Source organism: Actinoplanes sp. CA-142083, from assembly GCF_050942195.1.
Taxonomy (GTDB): domain Bacteria; phylum Actinomycetota; class Actinomycetes; order Mycobacteriales; family Micromonosporaceae; genus Actinoplanes.
Map to the genome: position 1 here is coordinate 6362125 of NZ_CP192076.1, position 21759 is coordinate 6383883.

20 protein-coding genes and 1 riboswitch are annotated in these 21759 nt (G+C 72.0%); of the genes, 7 read left to right on the forward strand and 13 right to left on the reverse strand.

The genetic code is table 11. The annotated features are described in order from the left end of the window. Positions 1-62: 62 nt before the first annotated feature. The 3 genes from ACQPZX_RS29185 to ACQPZX_RS29195 are packed head-to-tail and all read right to left on the reverse strand — an operon-like array spanning position 63 to position 3563. Complete coding sequence (locus ACQPZX_RS29185) at positions 63-1196, reverse strand: tetratricopeptide repeat protein (RefSeq protein ID WP_433361811.1); 1134 nt, start codon at positions 1194-1196, stop codon at positions 63-65. A gap of 1 nt (position 1197) precedes the next feature. Continuing rightward, entirely contained in the window at positions 1198-2445 is a 1248-nt protein-coding gene (locus tag ACQPZX_RS29190) for an AAA family ATPase (RefSeq protein ID WP_433361814.1), read from the reverse strand. Between the two features lie 44 nt (positions 2446-2489). Continuing rightward, positions 2490-3563, reverse strand: coding sequence for an epoxide hydrolase family protein (locus ACQPZX_RS29195; RefSeq protein ID WP_433361817.1), 1074 nt, complete (start codon positions 3561-3563; stop codon positions 2490-2492). Between the two features lie 53 nt (positions 3564-3616). On the opposite strand from ACQPZX_RS29195, the gene ACQPZX_RS29200 reads away from it, so the two are divergent. Beyond that, positions 3617-4069, forward strand: coding sequence for a MarR family winged helix-turn-helix transcriptional regulator (locus ACQPZX_RS29200; RefSeq protein WP_433361820.1), 453 nt, complete (start codon positions 3617-3619; stop codon positions 4067-4069). 89 nt (positions 4070-4158) lie between these two features. On the opposite strand, the gene ACQPZX_RS29205 is transcribed toward ACQPZX_RS29200, so the two are convergent. From ACQPZX_RS29205 to ACQPZX_RS29215, 3 genes are all read right to left on the reverse strand, one after another. Next, positions 4159-5151 carry an NlpC/P60 family protein gene (locus ACQPZX_RS29205; RefSeq protein WP_433361823.1) on the reverse strand — a complete coding sequence of 331 codons (993 nt, stop codon included), beginning with the start codon at positions 5149-5151 and terminating at the stop codon, positions 4159-4161. A 16-nt stretch (positions 5152-5167) separates the two neighbouring features. Continuing rightward, positions 5168-5304: riboswitch (cyclic di-AMP (ydaO/yuaA leader) on the reverse strand. A 122-nt stretch (positions 5305-5426) separates the two neighbouring features. Then, a complete protein-coding gene (locus tag ACQPZX_RS29210; RefSeq protein WP_433361826.1) occupies positions 5427-6329 on the reverse strand; it encodes a M56 family metallopeptidase in 903 nt (300 codons plus the stop codon). A gap of 22 nt (positions 6330-6351) precedes the next feature. Then, positions 6352-6699 (reverse strand): BlaI/MecI/CopY family transcriptional regulator, encoded by a 348-nt coding sequence (locus tag ACQPZX_RS29215; RefSeq protein ID WP_433361829.1) that lies wholly within the window; start codon positions 6697-6699, stop codon positions 6352-6354. 77 nt (positions 6700-6776) lie between these two features. Between ACQPZX_RS29215 and ACQPZX_RS29220 the strand changes: the two genes are divergently transcribed. The 4 genes from ACQPZX_RS29220 to ACQPZX_RS29235 are packed head-to-tail and all read left to right on the forward strand — an operon-like array spanning position 6777 to position 12940. Further along, the gene (locus ACQPZX_RS29220; RefSeq protein ID WP_433361832.1) at positions 6777-8138 is read left to right on the forward strand and encodes a cytochrome ubiquinol oxidase subunit I; all 1362 of its coding nucleotides are present in this window, start codon (positions 6777-6779) and stop codon (positions 8136-8138) included. Positions 8139-8151: 13 nt separating this feature from the next. After that, positions 8152-9132, forward strand: a complete 981-nt coding sequence (cydB, locus tag ACQPZX_RS29225) for a cytochrome d ubiquinol oxidase subunit II (protein WP_433361835.1) — start codon at positions 8152-8154, stop codon at positions 9130-9132. Further along, positions 9129-12608 carry a thiol reductant ABC exporter subunit CydC gene (gene cydC, locus ACQPZX_RS29230; RefSeq protein ID WP_433361838.1) on the forward strand — a complete coding sequence of 1160 codons (3480 nt, stop codon included), beginning with the start codon at positions 9129-9131 and terminating at the stop codon, positions 12606-12608. The genes cydB and cydC overlap by 4 nt, the downstream gene beginning before the upstream one ends. A gap of 17 nt (positions 12609-12625) precedes the next feature. Beyond that, positions 12626-12940: a nuclear transport factor 2 family protein gene (locus tag ACQPZX_RS29235; protein WP_433361841.1), complete on the forward strand. Its 315-nt coding sequence runs from the start codon at positions 12626-12628 to the stop codon at positions 12938-12940. 12 nt (positions 12941-12952) lie between these two features. Here ACQPZX_RS29235 and ACQPZX_RS29240 read toward each other — a convergent pair whose 3' ends face one another. The 4 genes from ACQPZX_RS29240 to ACQPZX_RS29255 form a co-directional block, all read right to left on the reverse strand. After that, positions 12953-13462, reverse strand: a complete 510-nt coding sequence (locus tag ACQPZX_RS29240; protein ID WP_433361844.1) for a glycosyltransferase — start codon at positions 13460-13462, stop codon at positions 12953-12955. Next, complete coding sequence (locus ACQPZX_RS29245) at positions 13462-13812, reverse strand: hypothetical protein (RefSeq protein ID WP_433361847.1); 351 nt, start codon at positions 13810-13812, stop codon at positions 13462-13464. Before ACQPZX_RS29245 ends, ACQPZX_RS29240 begins: the two co-directional genes overlap by 1 nt. A gap of 68 nt (positions 13813-13880) precedes the next feature. Next, complete coding sequence (locus ACQPZX_RS29250) at positions 13881-15914, reverse strand: prolyl oligopeptidase family serine peptidase (RefSeq protein WP_433361850.1); 2034 nt, start codon at positions 15912-15914, stop codon at positions 13881-13883. Positions 15915-15959: 45 nt separating this feature from the next. After that, positions 15960-17147, reverse strand: a complete 1188-nt coding sequence (locus tag ACQPZX_RS29255) for a thiolase family protein (RefSeq protein ID WP_433361852.1) — start codon at positions 17145-17147, stop codon at positions 15960-15962. Positions 17148-17231: 84 nt separating this feature from the next. On the opposite strand from ACQPZX_RS29255, the gene ACQPZX_RS29260 reads away from it, so the two are divergent. Further along, positions 17232-17768, forward strand: a complete 537-nt coding sequence (locus ACQPZX_RS29260) for a TetR/AcrR family transcriptional regulator (RefSeq protein ID WP_433361855.1) — start codon at positions 17232-17234, stop codon at positions 17766-17768. Here the strand turns inward: ACQPZX_RS29260 and surE are convergent. Next, entirely contained in the window at positions 17757-18539 is a 783-nt protein-coding gene (gene surE / locus ACQPZX_RS29265) for a 5'/3'-nucleotidase SurE (RefSeq protein WP_433361857.1), read from the reverse strand. The two genes, ACQPZX_RS29260 and surE, sit on opposite strands and share 12 nt — an antisense overlap. Next, positions 18539-20221, reverse strand: a complete 1683-nt coding sequence (locus tag ACQPZX_RS29270) for a putative bifunctional diguanylate cyclase/phosphodiesterase (protein ID WP_433361860.1) — start codon at positions 20219-20221, stop codon at positions 18539-18541. The genes surE and ACQPZX_RS29270 overlap by 1 nt, the downstream gene beginning before the upstream one ends. Before the next feature lie 195 nt (positions 20222-20416). Here ACQPZX_RS29270 and ACQPZX_RS29275 point away from each other — a divergent pair, with 195 nt between their 5' ends. After that, positions 20417-21040, forward strand: coding sequence for a CG0192-related protein (locus ACQPZX_RS29275; protein WP_433361863.1), 624 nt, complete (start codon positions 20417-20419; stop codon positions 21038-21040). 7 nt (positions 21041-21047) lie between these two features. On the opposite strand, the gene ACQPZX_RS29280 is transcribed toward ACQPZX_RS29275, so the two are convergent. After that, positions 21048-21713 carry an NAD(P)-dependent oxidoreductase gene (locus ACQPZX_RS29280; protein ID WP_433361866.1) on the reverse strand — a complete coding sequence of 222 codons (666 nt, stop codon included), beginning with the start codon at positions 21711-21713 and terminating at the stop codon, positions 21048-21050. Positions 21714-21759: the final 46 nt, after the last annotated feature.

Below are 21759 nucleotides of genomic sequence, written 5' to 3' on the forward strand. Positions count from 1 at the left end.
CCCTCATGTGTCCTCCTTGGTGGGAGCGCGCCCAGAGGGGTGTTGGTTCAAAAAGGTGATCCTCAGCTCTTCGGATCGTCCTTCCAGGCGTCCCGCAGATCGCGCTTGGTGGTGACCCACCACTCGCGGAACTCGCCGCCGAGGCTGCGCAGCGCGTGCCGGATGCCCGGGTCGTCGAGGCCGGCGCCGAGCATCTCGACCAGGCTGAGCGCCCACAGGACGGGCGCCAAGGCCAGGGCGAGCACGGCCGCCGGCCACCAACCGGCCGCCGCGTGCAGGACCAGCAGGGCGACCGCGACGACCAGCACGGCGAACGCCGCATACCCCGAACGCCGCATCAGCGCGGGCAGCAGCGGCAGGCAGCGCCACGGCAGCCGGCCGGCGGGCAGCAGGACCCGCGCGGCGAAACCGGCCAGCACGGCGGCCAGCACGGCGGAGACGATGCGGGCGAAAGTCGCCGCCGGGGACCACCACCAGTGGCCCACCAGCAGCAGCGCGCAGACGATGACGGCGCCCACGAACAAGCCGCGGCGCAGGCCGCTGAGCACACCACGGATCGGCCAGGTCATCGAGATCAGGTCGGGGCGGGCCGGGCTGATCCGGGCGACGTCGCGCAGGCCGCGCATCGAGCGGCGCACCCGCAGCCGCTCGGCGTCGATCATGGCGATCATCCAGCGGCCGTACGAGTTCTCCGGCTCGATCGCGAGCGCCGCCCGCACGGCGGCGGTGGCGGCCTCCCGGTTGCCGGCGTCCCGCTCGACCTCGGCGACCGTCAGCAGGCCCTCGACCGAGCGCGGGTCGAGGCTCAAGCCACGCGCGGCGGCGGCGCGGGCGCCCTCGTGGTCGTGAGCGGCGGCGAGGGCGCGGGCCAGCACCAGGTGGGCGGCGGCGCTGAGCTGGTCGAGGCGGACGGCCTCGGTGGCGGCGGCGACCGCGTCCCTCGAGCGGATCAGCAGGATCAGGTTTTCCGCACGCTCGGCGTGCGCGTCGCCCAGATGCGGCGACGCGGCGACGGCGGACTCGGCCGCCGCGAGGGCGGCGGGATACTCGCGGCGCATCCGCAGCACCGACGCGAGCAGGGTGAGCAGGCGGCCGTCGCCGGGCTCCTCGGCGAGCCCGGCCCGGACGATCCGCTCGGCGTCCTCGTACCGCCCGGCCTGGGCGAGGTGGTGGGCGCGCCGATAGGAGTCGGTCATCTCATCGGAGCTTGCGCTTCTTCAGGTACGCCGCGAGGTCGTCGTACTCCCCCGACTCGTTGGCGAACATCGCGACGTTGCGGGCGGTGGAGAACCACGCGTCGGTCGACGGCCGCACCTCGCGCGCGGCGGCCAGCATGTCGTGCTGGGAGATCATGCGGATCTCGCCGGTGGCGATCGAGTCGCGCATCGCGAACTCGGCGGCGGTCTCGCAGACGTGCGCCAGGTCGGCGCCCGAGTAGTTCTCGGTCGCATCCGCGACCTTGCCGAGGTCGATGCCCGCGACCGGGCGGTCGCGCAGGTGATACTCCAGGATCGCGGCGCGTGCGGCCTTGTCGGGAGGCAACACCAATAGCGTACGGTCGAGCCGGCCGGGCCGCCGCAGCGCGGAGTCGATGTCCCACGGGGCGTTCGTCGCCGCCAGCACGAAGACGCCGTCGTTGTTGCCGTCGACCCCGTCGAGCTCGGTCAGCAGCTGGTTGACGACGGTGCGCATGGACGACGAGTTGAGCTGGCTGCGCTTGTGGCCGAGCGCGTCGATCTCGTCGAGGAACAGCACGCAGGGCGCGTGGCCGCGGGCCGATTGGAACAGGTCGTGCAGGTTGCGCTCGGAGCTGCCGACCCACATGTTCAACACGTCGGTGATGGACAGCGAGATGAACGCGGCGCCCATCTCGCCGGCGACGGCCCGGGCCAGGAACGTCTTGCCGCAGCCGGGCGGGCCGTAGAGCAGCAGGCCGCCGCGCAGGCTCTTGCCGAACAGGCTGCGCAGCTTGGGGTTGCGCAGCGGGCCGAGGAAGGAGACCTCGAGGCGCTTCTTGACCTCCTGCATGCCGCCGACGTCGGCGAGGGTGATGGTGGACCGCTCGACGTCGAAGGTGCGGTCGGCGTGGCCCCGCACGGGGTCGGGCTCGTCGTCGGCCTTGGCGAACCTCGGCGGCACGATGTCGCCGAGATCCTGCTCCATGGCCGCCCAGTCGACGGTGTCGTCGCCTTTGGGCTTTTCAGCGGCCGGCTTTTCCCGCGCCGGCGACTCGGCCGGCGCCGGGCCGCCCAGCGCCGAGGTCATCAGGCGCTGGGCGGTCTCGTTGCCCGGCTCGCGGGCGAGGACCTGGGCCGCGTGGCCGATCGCCTCGGCGCCGCGGCCCGCCCCCACCAGCAGCTCGGCCAGGTGGAGCCGGAGCGTCAGGTCGTCGGGCCGGGCCTCGACGGCGGCGCTCAGGCTGTCGATGAGGGGCGAGTCGCTCATGACAGCAAATTATGCCCGCGCCCCCTGACAAGATCGCGGCGCGGTCACAGGGCCTCGTGGAAGAACGACGTGATGTCCGCCGCCAGCAGCTCGGGCACCTCCAGCGCCGCGAAGTGCCCGCCGGACGGGAACTCGGTCCACTGCCGGACGTCGTGACGCAGGTCCACCAGGGGACGGACCGGCTGGACGATGTCCTTGGGGAGGACCGCGATGCCGATCGGGACCGGGCACGGCACCGGACCGCTGCCGAGGCCGCTCTCCTTGACCAGGCGCGACGACGACCCGGCCGTGCCGGTGATCCAGTAGTGCATGACGTCGGTCAGGATCACCTCGTCCGGGATCGGATGGGCCGGGTCGGCCCACTGCGAGAATTTCTCCGCGAGGAAGGCGAGCTGGCCTACCGGGGAGTCGTTCAACGCGTACGCGATGGTCTGTGGCGCCGCCGCGAACAGCACCTGATGCGGGTGGCGATTGGCGGCCAGTTTCAGGGTCTTCTCGAGCCGTTCGGCGTCGAGCGGCGAAAGTTTCCCGTCGTAGGCGCCCCCGGTCGGCATGAAGTTGATGTGCACGCCGATCACATGAGCCGGGTCGGCGGCGGACACGAGGCGCGAGATGCCAGAGCCCCAGTCCCCGCCCTGGGTGCCGTAACGCTCGTACCCGAGATCGGCCATGAGTCTCACCCAGGCCTGCGCCACCCGTTGCTGGCCCCAGCCGCGGGAGCGGGTGGGCCCGGAGAATCCGAAGCCCGGAATCGCCGGGATCACCAGGTGGAAACGCGGCGTGAGCAGCGGGATCAGGTCGAGGAACTCGACCACCGAGCCGGGCCAGCCGTGAGTGAGGATCAGCGGGATCGCGTCCGGCGACGCCGAGCGGATATGCAAGAACCAGATGTTCTCGCCGTCGATTGTGGTCGTGAACTGCGGGTACGCGTTGAGCCGCGCCTCGTGGGCGCGCCAGTCGAGCTTCTGCCAGGCGTCGGCGAGCTGCCGCACCCGGTCGAGCGGGATGCCGTAGTCCCAGCCGGCGCCGGACAGCTCGTCGGGCCAGCGGGTGCGGGCCAGCCGCTCGTTCAGGTCGTCGAGCTCTGCTTGCGGAACGTGCACGCTGAATTCGTTCATGCTCCTAACGTTAGGTCCACTAACGTTAGGAGCGCAAATGTTATGCTGCTCACGTGGAGAGCGTGGAGCACCTGCCCAGCTGGCTGCTGACCCAGACCGCCGGGTTTGCGGGGCGCATGGTCAGCGCCCGGTTCGCGGATGTCGGCGCCCGCGGGTACCACTACCGCGTGCTCTCCTCGCTGGCCACCGAGGGCCCGGCCAGCCAGGCCGACCTCGGGCGGCGCGTGGGCATCCACCTCAGTGACATGGTCAAGGCCCTCAACGAGTTGGAGGCCGATGGTTTCGTCCAGCGTGTGCCCAGCCCCGACGACCGCCGCCGCAACATCATCACGATCACCGACGGCGGGCGGGCGCGCGCGGAGCAGCTGGCCCGGCAGGTCGGCTCCATCCAGGAGGAGCTGCTCGAGCCCCTCGACCGGGTGGAGCGCGAGCAGTTGACCACGCTGCTGGCGAAGCTCTACCGGCACCACCGTGTGCGGGAGGCCGCCCCGCCGCCCATGGACTGACGGCAGGTTTCCCGGTTGCCCGCGACACGGCGAGCCGCTAGATACGCGGAAGGGCCGCCTTCCGGCGGCCCTTCTTCGTGTTCCGGATCTCAGCCCGGTCGCCGGTAGCCGGCGATCGGTCCCCGTTCGATCGTCGCCATCCGTACATGGTCACCCGTGTGCGGGGCGTGCACCACCATGCCGCCGCCGATGTAGATGGCGACGTGATGGAGGCTTCCGGGGTAGTAGAAGACCAGGTCACCCGGTTGCAGCTCGTTCCGGGACACGGCCTTGCCCTCGTTCCACTGGTCCTTCGTGTAGTGCTCGAGATGCACCCCCACGCTGGCCCACGCCTCCTTCGTCAGGCCCGAGCAGTCGTAACTGTTCGGTCCGTCGGAACCGAAGACATAGGGCTTGCCGATGAGGTCGCATGCCTTCTGCGCCGCTCGGCCGCCCTTGTCGTTGGTGTAGGTGACGGGGCACGGTCCGGTCTTGTACGGGCCGTCGGCCTCGCCCGCCGAGCCGTACGCCTGGATCCGCAGCTTCTGCAGGCTGTCGATCTTCTTCTGGATCGCGGCCTTCTGCTTGGCCAGGTCGGCATCGCGGGCCGCGATGGACTTGGTCAGCACGTCCAGGTCGGACTTCATGCCGGCGTACTTGTCGCGAAGTTTCGCGACCCCGGCGATCTGGTCCTGCTGGTGCCGAGCGAGCTGATCGAGATAGGTCAGCTTGTCGGTCAGCCCGGTGGGCGACCCGCTCACGATCATGGCGTTGAAAGCGTTCGGCGCGCCCTGCTTGTACGCGTCGACCGCCATGCCGCGAACCTGAGAAAGGGCGACGTCCACCTGCACCTGGAGCGGGGTGAGCTGCTTGGTGAGGTTCTTCAGCTGAGCCTGGTTCTTGAGCAGTTTGCCGTGCACGTCGTTGTACTGCTCGATGACCGGCTCGAGTTGGTTCCACTGCTTGTCGATCTCGGCCTCGACGGTGGCCGGGTCGGGTGCTGCGTGCGCTACGGACGGGCCGGTGAGAACGATCCCGACCGCGGCGACGGCGCAGACGATGCTGCGCAGAACTGCGGCGCGGCGCGCCCCAATCCGTTTCACGTAGGTGCGTTATCCCTTCTTCCCTCGCGCCGCCGACCGGGTTAGCTGACGGGTTCGGGCGGGAAGCGCGCCCGGCCGCAGGGGGACTGCGGCTTCACCCCGACTACTCGGGTCCCCGGTTCGCCGCATGCGGCGATTAGGCGGTGATCCGTCAGATCGGCCGGATGGACGATGGGGGGCTGCCGGACCGCCGACCACCGTACCCTCGATCATGCGGGTAACTGAAGTTGCCACGACGGGGAAACTTCCTGCACGGCTTTCGCTACCCAGCGTGGTCAGAGAGGCCAGGCATCCAGCGCGCGGTCGAGCCACGGGACGACCAGGATCACGGTGGGTAGTACCAGCAGGGCAAGCGCGACGACCGCGACGACCGTGTTGAGGGCCGCCGAGGGGCGTTGCGGAGCCGCCAGGCGGTCCAGCCGGCGTCGTTGCGAGTTTCGTTCGGGCACGACTTCCTCCGCCAGGGGGACAGCGTCGGTCAGGCGTTCGAGCGCGCCGCGCAGGGGCGCGGCGCCGGCGCGTTTCCGGGCGGCGTCGTCGGCCACCATCTCCAGCAGCACGTGTACGGCGTCCAGCGGCGCCCGGCTGCGCAGGGGACGCGGCACGGCGCGATAGAAGGCCGTGAACGACTCCATGACCACCTCGTGCCGGTGGCGCAGGTGGGTCTGCTCGTGGGCGAGGACGGCGTCGACCTGGTCGCGGTCGAGCAGGCGAAGCGCGCCGTCGCTGAGCACCACCCGCGCCTCCCGGCCGGGCACGCAATACGCGAGCGGCAAGTTTCCGGCGAGGACGCGAACGTTTCCGGCGTCCAATTCCTCGCGGTGCTCGGCCTTGTCGAGCAGGTCGACGAGCAGGCGGTGTTTCGCGCGGCGGGCCCGCGAGCGCCGCGAAACTCCCCACAGCGAGACGAGCAGCCGCAGCACGATGATCGCGGCCACCGCCAGGGCGCCGATCAGCGCGGCGGCGGTGACCGGCTTTCCGGAGCCGGCGGCGCGGGTCAGCTCCTCGGGCGCGGCGAGCACGACGCCGAGGGCCGAGAGCACGGCGGCCAGGGTGACGGCCTGCCACAGCAGCACGGCGGCGGCGGGCGCCCGGTCGGGCCAGCGGGCCCGCGCCAGCAGGCCGGGCACGATCAGCGACAGGGTGAGCCCGAGCGCGCCGAGCAGCAGCGCGGTCATCCGGCGATCCCGTGGCTCTCCATCACTTCTTGGTGGCGGCTTCGATGGCGGCCTGCAGCGCCGCCGGCGAAAGTTGCCCGACGAAATACGCCAGCGCGGCGTCCTGATCGGGCGAGGCGCTGAGCGCGTCGAGCATGACCGACGCCGTCATCTCCTCGCGGGACTGCGCCGGGGCGTACCGGTAGGCGCGGTCCGCTCTCTGCTGCACCACGACTGCCTTTCTGGCCAGGCGGTCGAGCACGGTCATCACGGTCGTGTAGGCGAGGTCGCGGTCGCGGCTGAGCGACTCGTGCACCTGCCGCACCGTGAGCGGTTCCGCGGCGTCCCACAGAACCGTCATGACCTCGCGTTCCAGGTCTCCCAGCGCCATGTGTCCCAGTCTACTGCACAGCGTCGTACTACACGTCGTAGTATCTACTACGAGCCGTCGTAGAGGGGGACCATCCGATGGACGTGCTGGACCTGACGCGCCTGCAGTTCGCGGTCGTGACGATCTACCACTACTTCTTCGTGCCCATGTCGATCAGCCTGGCGGCGATCGCGGCCGGCCTGGAGATCACCTGGCTGCGCACGAAGAACGACAAGTTCCGCGATCTCACGAAATTCGTCGGGAAACTTCTCATCGTCACGTTCGCGGTCGGCGTCGTGACCGGCCTCGTGCAGGAGTTCCAGTTCGGCATGGGCTGGAGCGCGTTCGCCAAGTTCTACGGCGACGTCTTCGGGCCCACGCTCGCCATCGAGGGGATGCTCGCGTTCTTTCTCGAGGCGACTTTCCTGGCGCTCTGGTATTTCGGCTGGGACCGGCTGCCCCGCGTCGCGCACGCGGCCACGATCGTGATCGTCTCGCTGGGCACGATCCTGTCCGCGTTCATCATCCTTGCCGCCAACAGCTTCATGCAGAACCCGATCGCGTACGAGATGGATCCGGTCACCGGGCGAGCGCGCCTTACGTCGTTCGCCGAGCTGCTGACGAACAAGGTGAACCTGGCGGCCTTCCCGCACACCCTGGCCGGGGCGGCGATGATCGGGGGCGCGCTGCTGCTCGCGATCGCGGTGTGGCGGATGGCGGCCGAGCCGGCCCACCGGACGCTCGCCCGGCTGGGCGCCTGGGTGATGCTGGCCGGCGGGGCGGCGACCGCGCTGACCGGCGACCACCTGGGCAAGGTGATCACCGAGGTCCAGCCGATGAAAATGGCCGCGGCCGAGGCGCTCTACGAGACCACCAAGGGCGCGCCGTTCTCGATCATCACCACCGGCAAGCCGCTGCCCTCGTTCACCCTCGACATCCCGTGGCTGCTGTCGATCCTCGCCAAGGGCTCGCCGGGTGCGACCGTCCAGGGCATCGACGACCTGCAGGCGCAGTATGTCGCGCAGTACGGGCCGGGCAGCTACGTGCCGATGATCCCGGTGGCCTTCTGGACGTTCCGCCTGATGATCGGCGCCGGCATGCTGGCCGCTGCCGTCGCCGCGTTCTACCTGTGGCGTACGCGAAAGAACCGCGACGCGCCCCGCTGGCTGACCCGATGGCTGCCGTTGATCCCGCTGCTGCCGGCGGCGGCGAACACGCTCGGCTGGATCTTCACCGAGACCGCCCGGCAGCCGTGGATCGCGTTCGGCCTCACGAAAGTTTCCGACGGCATCTCCCCCGGCCTGACCAGCGCCGAGGTCCTCGCCTCGCTGATCGGTTTCGCCGTGATCTACGGGGTGGTCGCCGTCGTCTGGTTCCGCCTGATCCGTCATCTGGCGCGGCAGCCGCTCCACGTTTCTGAACCGTCCGGAAAGTCGCCTGAGCTCGCTCCCGTCTACTGAGGGGTTGTTGATCGTGATCACCTTCTGGTTCTCGATCGTGGTGCTCGCCTGGGTCCTGTTCTTCGTCCTCGAGGGCTTCGACTTCGGCGTCGGTGTCCTCGGCCCGCTGCTCGGCCGCGACGACCACGAGCGCGGCGCGATCGTGCGCACGATCGGCCCGTTCTGGGACGGCAACGAGGTGTGGCTGGTCGCCGCGATCGGCGTCACGTTCGCCGCCTTTCCGGCCTGGTATGCCGCGCTCCTTTCCGGTCTCTACCTGCCGGTCGCGGCATTGCTGCTGCTCCTGGCCGTGCGCGGAGTAGCGCTCGAGTTTCGCGGAAAGGGCGACGGCGAACGCTGGCGCCGCCGCTGCGACATTTTCCTGACCGCGAGCTCCGCCGCGATCGTCCTGCTGTGGGGCGCGCTGCTTGCCGTCTTCGTCCGCGGCCTCGCCCTCGGCCCCGACGGCTCGGTGACCGGCTCCGGCCTGAGCCGCAGCCTCGACCCCATCCTGACCTGGCAATCCCTCCTGGGCGCCGGCGCCGCCCTGTTCGCCGCGCTGCTGTTGGGCGCAACTTTCCTGGCCCTGCGCACCAGCGGTCCCGTCCGCCGCCGGGCACGCGACCTGGCCCGGTGGCTGGGCACCGGCGGCGCCGTCGCGTTTGTGCTCATAGGTTTCGGTACGGCGTCGCGCACCGTCCTCGCCGCCGCGGTTCTTTCGCTGGCCGCCGGCCTGCTGGCACGGCACGGCCGCGAGGCCCTGGCCTTCGCCGCCACCGCGGCGGGCGTGGCCGGCGCCGTAGTGGCCGTCATGACCGCGAACGGCCACGTCGTCCTGCCGAGCACCCTCGACGGTTCCTGGTCCCTGACCATGTCCGCGGCCGCCGCCACCCCATCGGCGTTGAGCCTGCTCACGGTGTTCGGCGTCATCATCCTGCCCGGCGTGCTGGCCTACCAGGCGTACTCGTACTTCGTCTTCCGCCGCCGCGTAGCCAGCGAAAGGGTCCCGTCATGACCCCCGCCGGCGCCACCCCACCCGCCGCCCACAGCAACGTCTACGACGGCCCGGCCACCGCCCGCCGCCGCGCTCTTCGCGGCCCGGCCGCAGTCCGCCGCCGCGGCCCGGTCGACCCTCGGCTGCTGCGGCACGCCGGCGGCGGGGTCGTCGTTCTGGCCGTGCTCGGCGCCGCCCAGGCCCTGTCCACACTGGTCGTAGCGGTCGCCCTCACCCTGCTGGTCGCCTCTCCGCGCTGGTGGGCGCCCGCGCTGCTGGCCGCCGCCTACGTGGCGCGGGCCCTTGTCTCCTGGGCCGAGCAGGTCGTGGCCGTCCGCACCGCCGCCCGGGTCACCGACTCCCTGCGCCGCCGCCTGCTGCGCGCCCTCCCCCGCCGCGGCCCCGCCTGGGTGGCCGCTTTCGGCCGCGGCCGCCTCACCGCCGTCCTGACCACCGGCCTGGCGTCGCTGCGCCCGTGGTTCAGCGCGTACTTCCCGTCGGTCATCCTCGGCGTGACCCTCCCACCGCTGGTCATCCTCGTGATGGCCTGGGTAGACCTGCCTTCGGCGCTGATCGCCCTGGCCACCCTCCCGCTGATCCCCCTGCTGGGCGCCCTGATCGGCTGGGCCACCGCGGCCCGGGCCCGCGACCGCTGGCGGGCCGACGCCCGCCTGGCCGGCCACTTCCTCGACGTGGTCCAGGGCCTGCCCACCCTGCGAATCTTCGGCCGCGCCCACCGCCAGACCACCGCGATCGCCGACCTGACCGACAAGCACCGCTCCGCGACCCTGCGGGTCCTGCGCGTGGCCTTCCTGTCGTCCACCGCCCTGGACCTCGTCGGCACCCTGTCCGTAGGCCTGATCGCGGTGGAGGCCGGCCTCCGCGTGGCCGCCGGCGACGTCTCCCTGGCCCCGGCCCTGCTGGTGATCCTCCTGGCTCCCGAGGCCTACCGCCCCCTGCGCGAGATGGCCGCCCGCTATCACGCCGCTACGGACGCCACCGCCGTGATCTCCGACGTGGACGAGATCCTCAGCGCCCCCGCCTTCCCCGAGGCCCCCGGCTTCCATGCCGCTGTGGCCGGGCCTCCCTCCACCGGCGAGTCCGCTGGGGAGCGCCGAGTCGGCGTGACCGCCTCCGCGGTGCGAGCCCGCTATCTGGGCGCGACCGTCGAAGCTCTCTCCCTGCCCGCCTTGAGGGTCGCCCCCGGCGAGATCGTCGCCCTGCGCGGCCCGTCCGGCGCGGGCAAGACCACCGCCCTGCGCGTCCTGGCCGGCCTGCACCCCGCCACGGCGGGCGAGTTCACCGCGCCCGATCCCCTCTATCTGCCGCAGCGACCCGCCCTTCCGCACGCCCGCCTGGTCGCCGACCTGTTCCCCACCGGCTCCGCCGAGGCCGCCCTGGCGACGGTCGGCCTAGCCGGCGACGTGACTCCCGAAACTCCTCTGGGCGAGCACGGCACCGGCGTGTCCGCCGGCCAGCGACACCGCCTGGCCCTGGCCGCCGTGCTGGCGAAGGCGAGCGCCGCCCCCGCGACCCTCCTCCTCGACGAGCCCACCGCCCACCTGGACGCCGACACCGAGCGCTTGGTGATAGGCCGCCTCCGCGAGGCCGCCGAGGCCGGCTCCGCCATCCTGGTGGTGGCCCACCGCCCGGCACTCCTGGCCGCCGCCGACCGCGTCGTCGACCTCACCGCCCCGGCGATCACCCCCGCGCCCGGCCACACCGCCCCGGCGATCGCCCCCGCGCCCGGCCTCGCTGCCCCGGCCCAGTCGGCCGCGCCCGGCCACACCGCTGCGACGATCACCCCCGCCGACCTCTCCGTCGCCGCCGCGCCCTTGACGGCCGCTCACCCTCCCGCCGGTGCGTCGGCCCCCGCCATCCTTTCGCGCCCGAGGCGTAGGCGTGCTCTTTCGTGGCCAGTGGCGGTGATGTTGGGCAGCGGATCCTCGCTCGCCGGGCTGCTGCTCACCGGGGCTGCGGCCTGGCTTCTGGTCCGAGCCGCGACGCTACCGCCGGTGCTGACGCTCTCCGCGGCAGTCGTGCTCGTGCGGGGCAGCGCGGTCGCCAGGCCACTGCTGCGCTACGTGGAACGCCTGGTCGGCCACGACGTCGCGTTCGCCCGCCTCGGGGAGCGTCGGGCCCGCGTCTACGCCGCCCTGATCCCCCGAGTGCCCGGCCCGCGCCTGCGCCGCCGCGGCGACCTGCTGACCCGGGTCGCCGACGACGTGGACGCGCGGGTCGACGGCCTGCTCCGAGGGCGCCTGCCCGCCCTCACCGCGGCCGTCACCCTGGCGGTGGCGACGGTGGCCGCCGTCGCCACCGCCCCCTCGATCGCGATCCCGCTGGTCGCCGGCCTGCTCGTGTCCACCGTGATCGCCCCCGCGGTCGCCGCGCGCCGGGCCACGCGCGAGGACGCGATCACCGCCACCGCCCGGGCCCAGCTCCGCGACGCCATGGTCGAGACCGTCGACGGCATCGAGGAGCTGACCGCCGGCAGCCCCGTCCCGGAGGAGCGGAGCCGGGCCCTGTTCCGCCTGGAGTCCCGCGCCGCGAGCGCCGCCGGCCGCGCCACCGCGATCGCCCACCTCGGCTGGGGCATCGCCGCGACGGGAACCGCATGGGCCCTCACCCACGCGGCCGCCCTCTCCCCCGAGTGGACCGCCGTGGTGCTCCTGGCCGTCGTCGCTCTGGGCGAGACTGTCCTGACCCTCCCGGACGCCGCTGTGGCCCGCCGTCGCGATGCGGGTGCCGCCACGCGCCTGGCCGAGCTGACGACCTCCCCCGAACCCGCGACGTTCCCGGCGCAGCCGGGCCATTCCACCGCCGCGTTGGGCGAGGTGGCCATTCGCGGCCTGAGCGCGGGATGGGACCGCGAGCGGCAGCCCGTACTGCGAGACTTCGACCTCGACCTCCCAGCGGGTGCCCGGGTCGCGGTCGTCGGACGCTCCGGGTCGGGCAAGTCCACCCTCGGTGCCGTCCTCGCGCGACTGCTCGATCCACGCTCGGGGACCATCACCGCCGGCGGGCGGGACCTCCTGGCGTTCCCGGAGGAGGACGTGCGCGGCCGGATCGTGCTGGTCGGCGACGAGACCGGGCACGTCTTCGCCTCCACCGTCCGGGAGAATCTGCGCCTGGCCCGGCCGGACGCCACCGACGACGAGTTGCGGGCCGTGCTACGCCGCGTGCGGCTGGACGGCTGGCTGGCCTCGCTCGCCGAAGGCCTGGACACCTGGCTCGGCACCGGCGGCACGACCATGTCGGGCGGGCAGGCGCGCCGCCTGGCCACCGCGCGGGCGTTGCTCGCCGAGCCGGAGCTGCTGATCCTCGACGAGCCGACCGAGGGACTCGACGTCGACCTCGCCGAGACGCTGATGGCCGACCTCCTCGACGCGACAGCCGGCCGGACAGTCCTGCTGCTCACCCACCGCACCGAGGGCCTCGACCGGGTGGACCGGGTGGTCGACCTCCAAGCCCGGCCCGCCGCCCTGGCCGTGTGAACGGCTAGGTTCAGGGCATGACGGCGCAGGAGCACATCCAGCGATTCAATGCCGCCGTGCGCAGCGGCGACTGGGCCGAGTTCCTGACGACCCTCGATCCGGAAGCCGTGATGAGCTTCGACGGCGTGCCGGTCGGGCCCTTCGTGGGCCGCGAAGCCATCGCCGCCGCCTACGAGGCCAACCCGCCGACCGACACCATGGAGATCCGGAGCCTCGACCTCGACGGCGACACCGAGATCGTCCACTTCGCCTGGAGCAAGGGCGGCACCGGCACGCTGACGATCGGGCGCGGCCCGGGCGGGATCACGAGACTTGCCGTGACCTTCGACTGACCCAGGCCGGCATCACGGCAGGGGCCGGCCGCAGAGGCGGCCGGCGATCTCGTCGAGCGCGGCGATCAGCTCCTCCGGCGCGAGCACCGGTGGGAGCGGGCGGCTCTCCACCAGCTGGGCCGCCGCTTCGCCGTGCGACGCAACCACGTCGGGCAGCGACGCCACGTCCCAGACCGCGCGGAGCCGCCCGGCCGGTTCCGAGGCGCGCAGAAAGTCTTCCTGGTGGGACGTTCGGGTCTCGCCCAGCGCGCGCCGGCGGGCGACCACGACCGGCACCCCGCCGAGGCGCTGCACCAGGCGGACCGTGCCGGGGCCGGCGTGGGTGATGACGATGTCGGCCTCGGCGAGCCGTTCGCGCATCTCGTCGAGCGGCACATAGCGGGCGTGCGGGCACGGCGGCGCCACCGACGACGTCCCGGTCTGCACGAAGACGTCGTGGTAGGCGCACAACGGCGCCACCGCGGCGACCAGCCGGTTGAACGGGAACGATCCCATCCCGACGGTGACCAGCAGGCGGGCCATCAGTACAGCTCGCCCGCGAAAGTTTCCCGGGCGAGGCGGGCGACCCGGGACGAAGGTTTCCCGATCCAGAGCGCCGGCACCCGCGAAAGCCGGGCGATCAGGAAGAACGGCAGCGCGATCCGCGGGCTGGAGGACACCACCAGATGCGGGCGCTGCCGGCGGAGAATCCGGAACGCGCGCCACAGCCCGGCCGGCGCGGGCACCCACGTCACCGGCTGGCCGGCCAGCGCGCTCGTGGTGTCCGCCGCCGCCACGGCCACCCACGACGTGTCGTACCGCTCCCACCACGGGCGCAGCGCGAGCAGGTCCAGCAGCACACCGCCGCTGCCGGTGACGAGAAGCACGCGCATGTGCCGAGACGCTAGACCGTTTTGTCAAACCTATGAATCCACTGTGGAGAGGGTGCGGTCCGAGCCGTTCAGGCGATGCCGAGCGCCTCCCGGATGAAGATCAGCTCGGGGGTGAGCAGGTCGACGCCGGGCGGCATGTGGCTGCCGCCGGGCAACGGCAGCACGGTGTGCGGCTTGCGGGCGGCAAGCAGCGCCGCGGACAGCCGCAGCGTGTGCGCCGGGTAGACGTTGTCATCCCGTAGACCGTGGATCAGCATCAGCGGCCGCGAAAGGTTCGGCGCGTCGCGGAGCAGCGAGCTGTTCTCGTACGGCGCCGGGTCGTGCCGCGGGTCGCCGAGAAACCTTTCCTGCCAGTGCGTGTCGTAGAGCCACATGTCGGTGACCGGCGCCCCGGCGACGGCGCAATGGAAAGTTTCCGGCCGTCGCAGCACCGCCATCGCCGCGAGGTAGCCGCCGGCCGACCAGCCGCGGATCGCGACCCGCGAAAGGTCCAGCGGAAATTGCGCGGCGGCGGCGTGCAGTGCCGCGACCTGGTCCTCGAGCAGGAACGTCGAGCGGTCGCCGTGGATGGTCCGCTCCCAGCGCGGCCCGCGACCGGGCGTGCCGCGCCCGTCCGCCACGATCACCGCGAAACCCTGGTCGGCGAACCACTGCGACGCGTAGTAATAGTCGCGGTCGGCGATGACCCGCTGCATGGCCGCGCCGCCGTAGGGATCCATCAGCACCGGCAGCGTCTCACCCCGCCATCCGGCGGGCAGGAGCACGGCCGTCCGCAACTCGAGCTCACCGGCCTTCAAGAAATTCACCTCGGGTACGACGGGGGAAGCGGCCGAGAAATCCTTGACCGTCCGCGCGCCGACGGTCACCGCGTGTCCGTCCAGCGTGGCGCCGAGGATCGCGGTCGTGCCCGCCGTACGGATCCCGGAATGGCATCCCCTCGCCGACGTGACCCGGATCAGGCCGTCGGCCGCCGACCACGTCCACAGGTGGCGCTCGGTCGGCTCGTCGGTGGCCGCGAACAGCACCGTCTCGCCGTCGACGCCGTGCACCTCGTACACCTGAAGCCCGGGCGGTGTCACCGGCGTGCCGTCCACCGTCAGATGGCGGGTCTCGTCGATGTCGCCGGTGGCGACCAGCGCGCCCGAGCCGGTGCGCACGGGCACGCCGGGCACGATCTGGGTCCAGGCCGGGTCGTGCGTCTCGGCCAGGATTCGTGCCTCACCGGTCTCCGGCGAGATGGCAACGGTCCGCAACACCGTCTGCGCGCGGTTCTGGAGCACCGCCATCAGGCCGTGCGCGTCCCACACCACGTCGACCAGATATTCGTATTCGCCCCAGCCGAAGTCCACCCGCGTCTTACGGCCGTCCACCGAGAAGATCCACAGGTCGACGATCGCGTTGTCGGTGCCCGCGGCCGGGTAGCGCTGGGCGGTCGGCGGGGCCGAGGGCTCGGTGGGATCGCTCAGATACCAGACACGGACCGGCGAGTTGTCGACCCGGGCCACCGCGAGCCGGTCGCCCTCCGGGGACCACCAGTGGCCGCGGTGGCGCTCCATCGACTCGGCCGCGACGTGCTCGGCCAGCCCGTACGTCACGTCGGGTCCTTCGGGAGTGGCCAGGGGACGGTCGTCGTCGCCGTCGGTGCCGATCAGGCGCAACTCGCCGTCGTGCACGTACGCGACGTGGGCGCCGTCGGGACTGATCGTCGCGTCGGTGAGCGGGCCACGCGCCGCCAGCTGGGTGACCGTGCCGGTGCGCATGCCGACCAGGTGCAGCTCTTCGCCGATAGTGCACGCGATGAGCCGTACGGTCTGATCGAAGTTGTAGGCGACGACGCCGGAACCCTGATCGCGTGCTCTCTCCCGCCTGGCCCGCTCCTGCGCCGAAGGCGCGGTCTCACCCGCGCCGAGCGTGAGCGGGTCGGCGAGCAGGCGCTCCGCCCCGGTCTCCAGGTCGAGTTGCCACAGGCAGCGGACCGGGTCCTCGGCGCCGCGCGAACGCAGGAAGAGGACCCGTCTGCCGTCCGGGGTGAGGGTGACGCGCTGCGGCCGGCCGAGCCGGAAGCGCTGAGTGCGGGCGAGCAGGCTCGGATATTCCGTCATTTTCGCGGCACACATGCTCGCCAGTCTCTCTCAACCGCGCGACTCTTACCCGTCCAGGCGCTCGAGGATTGTCGCGTTGGCGGTGCCGCCGGCCTCGCACATGGTCTGCAGTCCGTAACGACCGCCGGTGCGCTCCAGTACGGACAGTAGGGTCGTGGCCAGTCGCGCCCCACTCGCGCCGAGCGGGTGACCGATCGCGATCGCGCCGCCGTCGACGTTGACCTTGGCGGGGTCGGCGCCGGTCTCGGCCTGCCAAGCCAGCACGACCGAGGCGAAGGCCTCGTTGACCTCGAAGGCGTCGATGTCCGCCAGGCGCAGACCGGCCCGGCGCAGGACCTTGCCGGTCGCCGGGATGATGCCGGTGAGCATGAGGATCGGGTCGTCGCCGACCACGGTTGCCGTGTGGACCCGGGCGCGCGGTCGCCATCCGTTCCGGCGGGCGATCTCACTGGTCGTGATGAGCAGGGCGGCCGAGCCGTCGTTGACCGGGCTGGAATTGCCGGCCGAAACTTTCCACTCGATCGGCCCGAACCGCTCCTCGAACCGAGCGTCCTCGAAGGAGGTCCGCAGCCCGCCGAGGATCTCGGGGGTCGTCCCGGGCCGGACAGTTTCGTCGACACCGAGGTCGTTGATCGGGGAAACTTGCGCGTCGAAGTGCCCGTTCTTCCACGCGTCGGCGGCCCGCTGGTGGCTCGTCGCGGAGAACTCGTCGAGCTGGGCGCGCGAAAGTTTCCACTGCCGGGCGATCAGCTCGGCGCTGATCCCCTGCGGGATCAGGCCACCGCCGTAGCGGCGCGCGATGTCCGGGCCGCCGACGTCGGCACGGCTGCCGTTCACGGACGCGGAGGAGCCGATCGGGACGCGGGACATCGACTCCACACCGGAGGCGATCACGATGTCGTACGCCCCGGCGACGACGCCCTGCGCCGCGAAGCTGAGGGCCTGCTGGCTGCTGCCGCACTGCCGGTCGACGGTGACCCCGGGCACCGACTCGGGGAAGCCGGCCGCCAGCGCGGCGAGGCGGGTGTTGTTGAGGCTCTGCTCGCCGACCTGGCCGACGGTGCCGCCGATGACGTCGTCGATCTCGGCTGGATCGAGGCCGGGGTTGCGGTCGATCAGGGCTTGCAGGACGTGCGCGTGCAGCGTGACGGGGTGGATGTCGTGGTAAGCGCCGTTCGGCTTCCCCTTGGCGATCGGGGTACGCACGGCGTCGACGATGACGGCGTCTCGCATGACCTGCCTCCTCGGCAATTGACGGACCGATCGGTCCGATGCTAGGCGCTCGACGGACCGATCGGTCCGTTAGACTTGTCACTCGTGGCACGAGCGGAAGATCCGGCGGGGCGTGAGCGCATCCTGCGGGCGGCGACGCAGCTGTTCTACGTCAACGGCGTCCGGGCGGTCGGCATGGCCGAGGTGATCGCGGCGGCCGGCTGCGGCAAGAACATGCTCTACCGGCATTTCCCCAGCAAGGCGGCCCTGACGGCGGCCTACCTGAGGGCCGTGCGCGCCGAGCGCGACAAGGCGACCACGAAGGCCCTGGCGGAATCGGACGCGGCCGAGGGACTCGTCGCGCTGGTCGGCGAGGTGGCCGCCTGGGTCGGGCGCGACGATTTCCGGGGCTGCGCTTTCCGGAACTATCTCACCGAGTTTCCCGGCGACGAGGACGAGCCGGCCCGGGTCGCCCGGGACTACCTGCGGGACACCCGCCGGCAGGTGGACGACTTGGTCGCCGAGCTGGGCGCCCCACCCGTCACCGCCGATCGGATCTGGCTGTTGATCGACGCGCTCTACGCCGGCACCGGCACGCCGCCCCGCGTCGCCGTCGACTGGGCCAAGGAACTAGTCGGCTGAGTCGCCCTCATGAGGGCGACTCTCCCGAGGAGCTGCCGGCCGGCGCTGGTGCGGGATCGCCTGGTCGACGACCTCGGACGGCGGCCGCAACACCGTCAGCGTGGCGTGGCCCTCGGCCAGCAGCGCCAGGTCGGTGCCGGGCACGGGACTTTCCCTCGTCCTCAGGAAATCCGTGCGAACGAAACCTTCCCCGGACTCGAGGATCTGGATCTGGACCTGACCGAACGCGGCCAGCCTCGCCTCCCGCAGCGAGGTGACCGACGGCAGGTTGGGCACGTTCAGGTTGAGGGCCGTCCCCGCCGGCGCCGCCGCCGCGCGATCCAGCAGGTCCCGGGCGATCACGGCGGCCGTTTCCCAGTGCAGGGTCTCCCCCTGGGCGGCCAGGTAGTCCAGCGAGACCGCCATCGCGTGGCAGCCCCGGGCGGCCGCCGTCAAGGCAGCGCCCACCGTGCCCGAGTGCAGCACCGCCCGGCCCGCGTTCGCGCCCGGGTTGATGCCCGACAGGACCAGGTCGGGCGGCGGCCCGAAGGCGCCCAGAACGGCGATGACGGCGATGAAAGCGGGGGCGGCCGCCACCGCGTACCCGATGGAGGTTTTCTCGATGACGACCCGGCCCTCGGTGGTCACCGCGGCCAGCGACGCGCTCATGCCGCTGTATTCGGTCGCGGGCGCCGCCACCACCACGTCGTGCCCGGCGGATCGGGCGGCCGAGGCGAGCGCTTCCAGGCCGGGGGACGCGATGCCGTCGTCGTTGGTGACCAGGATGCGCATCACGCCGCCCTCGGCGCGGTCTCGCGGGACGGCGCGGGACGGCCGAAGTGGTAGCCCTGCAGCACGTCGAAGCCGGTGTCGCGGAGGATGTCGGCGGTCTGCTGGTCCTCGACGCCCTCGGCCACCAGGGTCAGGCGCAACCCCTTGGCCATCGCCGCCACCGCCTCGACGATCGTGCGATCGCGCGGGTCGTGGATGCGGTGCACGAAAGCGCGGTCCAGTTTGAGCTCGTCGAGGGGAAGTTGCGTGAGGAGGGCCAGCGACGTGTAACCGGTGCCGAAATCGTCCATCGCGATGCGTACTCCCAGCTCTCGGATCGCGCGGAGCCGGTCGGCGCTGCGCTCGGGGCGGGTCATCACGGCGCTCTCCGTGATCTCGACCTTCAGGGACGCGGCAGGCAGGTCGTACTCGGCGAGCAGGCCCGCGATGACGCCGACGATGCGGTCCTGGGCCAGGACCGGGGCGGGCAGGTTCACGGCGACCGGGACACGCCAGCCGGCGCGGTGCCAGCTGGCGGTCTGGCGTACGGCGTCGGTCAGGATCCGATCGGTGAGCGCGGTGATGACCTCGGAACGTTCCGCCTCGGGCAGGAAAGTTGCCGGGGTGAGCAGCCCGTGCCGGGGATGGTCCCAGCGCACCAGCGCCTCGAGGGACGTGGTCGTCCCGGTGCGCGCGTCGACCAGCGGCTGGTAATGCAGCACCAGCTGCCCCTGGTCGATGGCGGCGCGCAGCTCGGCCTGCAGGCGCAGGTCGGTGCTGGACTCGGCGGCCAGCTCGGGCCGCCACAGCTCGACAGCGGTGCGGTGCCTTTTCGCGGCGTACATCGCGGTGTCCGCGCCGGCGAGCAGGTCACCGAGCTCGCGGCGGCCGGGGTGGGTGCGGGCGATGCCGAGCGACGCCTCCACGGTGATCGGGACGCCGCCGACCGTGAACGGCCCCTGAATGTCGTGCAGCAACCGGCGGCCGAGTTTCTCGAGACATTCGCCGGAATCGTCGGCCAGATCGTCGAGCAACAACACGAACTCGTCGTCGCCGAGCCGGTAGACGGTGGCGCCCTCGGCCTGGCTCGCCGCGTCGAGCACGCCGGCGACCTGCCGCAACAGCTCGTCGCCGCGGGTGTGGCCGAGCTCGTCGTTGATCTCCTTGAACCGGTCGAGGTCGATCAGCATGAGCGCGACCGGCCGGTCGTCGCGGGACAGCACCGCGCCCGCGGCCTCGGTGAGACGGCGCCGGTTGCCGAGACCGGTGAGGATGTCCTGCTGGGCGAGGCTCTCGTAGCGGCGGCTCAGGTGCTCGACCAGCGGCCCGACCGGGGCGATGCCGAGCCGGCCGTCGTCGTAGCGGACCACGACCGGCGTCGCCTTGGTGCCGCTCGGCCTGTTCAGCACCGCGCGGGCGGCGTCGTCCCAGGCGGTGGCGGCGGGCAGCACGAGAGCGGGCCCGCGCAGGATGGCTCGCGCCGGCCGGCGGAACAGCAGCGCCCGGCCATAGCCGAGCCGCCCGGCGAGGACATTTTCCAGATAAGAGCGATCCAGCACGTACGGAATTTCGTGGTCGATCGCCACCAGGCCCAGGCTCTCGGGGTCGGCGCGGATCATCGCCTCGATCTCCCCGACGCCGGTGTCCGCGTCGATCACCGTCACCGGGGTGGCCAGATCGCCGAGCACCGGCGCGTGCGGCATCGGCGGCACCACCCTCCCCGTCCTGGTGGGCAAGACTACGTCAGGGGTTCGTCGATCTCGACTCACGAACGGAAGAATTCACGAAGCCGCTCCATTGCGGACGGCTTGCCGGCGGGCGACGACCAGGCGATGTGCGCCGGAACACGGCCGGGCCGCCCCCGGAAGATCGCTTGGGATCGCCTAGAGTCCGAGGCCATGGCGACAATCCACCAGGCCACGCTCACCCCGACGAAGCTCGAGTTGCTGGAGGCCTGGCTGCCCGGCCGCCACTGGTATCCCGCCGACAAGGCCCCGGGCCTGCAGCGGGTCGCGGCCTGCCGGTTCGACGACCCGGCGGGCGAGGTCGGGGTGGAGATGATCGTGGTCCGGTCGGGCGAGGACGGGCCGCTGGTCCACGTGCCGATGACGTACCGGGGCGCGCCGCTCGAGGACGGCGAGTTCTTCCTGGTGGGGACGCTGGAGCACTCGGTGCTCGGCGAACGCTGGGTGTACGACGCGGTCGGCGACCCCGTCTACATCGAGGCGCTGACCACGGCGATCCGCACGGGCGCCGGCCAGGCGGAGGAGCTGCTCGACACGCCCGACGGGCCGCAGCGGCGCGATTCGTCGATGACCGTCCGCGGCACCGGCATGGCGGCCGACTCGGCGCCGGCCGGGCGGCTCGTGCGCGTCGAGGACGGGGACCCGGCCGTGGTGGTGACCGAGGCCGCCCGTCTCGACGTGCGCCGGGTGCTGTCGGCGGAGCCCGCCGACGGGCCGTTGTCGCTGGTCGCGGCCTGGTCCGGCCAGCCGTCGACGGTGTTGGCCGTGCTCTACTGAGCTGGTTCTATCGGGCCACGCCGACCGTGTGGCCGATGGTCGAAGGCATGGTCACGCAGGCCAGCATGTGGTGGGCGACGTCGGCACGGGAGATCGAGAAACCGCCGCGGACGTTGCGGTCGAGCGCCGTACGGTATCGGCCGGTCAGCGGGCCGTCGGTGAGCTTGGGCGGACGGCTGATGGTCCAGTCGCGGTCGCTCGCGCGGACCACGTCCTCCATGCGGGCCAGGTCGTCGTAGTGCGTGCGAAACATTCGCTTCGCGAAGGGCGCTCCGAGGTAGCGCATGAAGAAACCGTCGCCGGGGTCGTGCCGCGGCGGATGCGGAACGCCGGGCGACGGAACCGTGCCGATCGGGGCCGCGCTGACCACGATCAGGCGGCGCACGCCGGCAACTTTCGCGGCTTCGGCGAGGGCTTTCGTGCCTCGCCACGCCACCCCGGCCTCGAAACTTGTGCGGGCGCCGAGGCCGGAGACGATCGCATCCGAGTCCTTGAGGGCTTCGGCCAGGTCGGGCACGTCGGGCGCGGCGAGATCCGCGAAGACGGTACGGACCGGGTCGGTGATCTTCTCGGGGCTGCGGGCGATGGCGGTCACGTCGTGGCCCGCCTCGATCGCCTGTCGCAGCAGATGCCGCCCGATTCCTCCGGTGGCGGCGACAATGGTGAGCCGCATGACGTCCTCCCCTGGCCGACGGTCAGTCAGTTAATATGGAAACCAT

Bases quoted from the DNA above. Each gene is read 5' to 3' on its own strand.
- ACQPZX_RS29185 (WP_433361811.1), bottom strand. From the start codon at position 1,196: ATGACCGACTCCTATCGGCGCGCCCACCACCTCGCCCAGGCCGGGCGG.
- ACQPZX_RS29190 (WP_433361814.1), bottom strand. From the start codon at position 2,445: ATGAGCGACTCGCCCCTCATCGACAGCCTGAGCGCCGCCGTCGAGGCC.
- ACQPZX_RS29195 (WP_433361817.1), bottom strand. From the start codon at position 3,563: ATGAACGAATTCAGCGTGCACGTTCCGCAAGCAGAGCTCGACGACCTG.
- ACQPZX_RS29210 (WP_433361826.1), bottom strand. From the start codon at position 6,329: ATGACCGCGCTGCTGCTCGGCGCGCTCGGGCTCACCCTGTCGCTGATC.
- ACQPZX_RS29215 (WP_433361829.1), bottom strand. From the start codon at position 6,699: ATGGCGCTGGGAGACCTGGAACGCGAGGTCATGACGGTTCTGTGGGAC.
- ACQPZX_RS29220 (WP_433361832.1), top strand. From the start codon at position 6,777: ATGGACGTGCTGGACCTGACGCGCCTGCAGTTCGCGGTCGTGACGATC.
- cydC (WP_433361838.1), top strand. From the start codon at position 9,129: ATGACCCCCGCCGGCGCCACCCCACCCGCCGCCCACAGCAACGTCTAC.
- ACQPZX_RS29235 (WP_433361841.1), top strand. From the start codon at position 12,626: ATGACGGCGCAGGAGCACATCCAGCGATTCAATGCCGCCGTGCGCAGC.
- ACQPZX_RS29240 (WP_433361844.1), bottom strand. From the start codon at position 13,462: ATGGCCCGCCTGCTGGTCACCGTCGGGATGGGATCGTTCCCGTTCAAC.
- ACQPZX_RS29245 (WP_433361847.1), bottom strand. From the start codon at position 13,812: ATGCGCGTGCTTCTCGTCACCGGCAGCGGCGGTGTGCTGCTGGACCTG.
- ACQPZX_RS29250 (WP_433361850.1), bottom strand. From the start codon at position 15,914: ATGACGGAATATCCGAGCCTGCTCGCCCGCACTCAGCGCTTCCGGCTC.
- ACQPZX_RS29255 (WP_433361852.1), bottom strand. From the start codon at position 17,147: ATGCGAGACGCCGTCATCGTCGACGCCGTGCGTACCCCGATCGCCAAG.
- surE (WP_433361857.1), bottom strand. From the start codon at position 18,539: ATGCGCATCCTGGTCACCAACGACGACGGCATCGCGTCCCCCGGCCTG.
- ACQPZX_RS29270 (WP_433361860.1), bottom strand. From the start codon at position 20,221: ATGCCGCACGCGCCGGTGCTCGGCGATCTGGCCACCCCGGTGACGGTG.
- ACQPZX_RS29275 (WP_433361863.1), top strand. From the start codon at position 20,417: ATGGCGACAATCCACCAGGCCACGCTCACCCCGACGAAGCTCGAGTTG.
- ACQPZX_RS29280 (WP_433361866.1), bottom strand. From the start codon at position 21,713: ATGCGGCTCACCATTGTCGCCGCCACCGGAGGAATCGGGCGGCATCTG.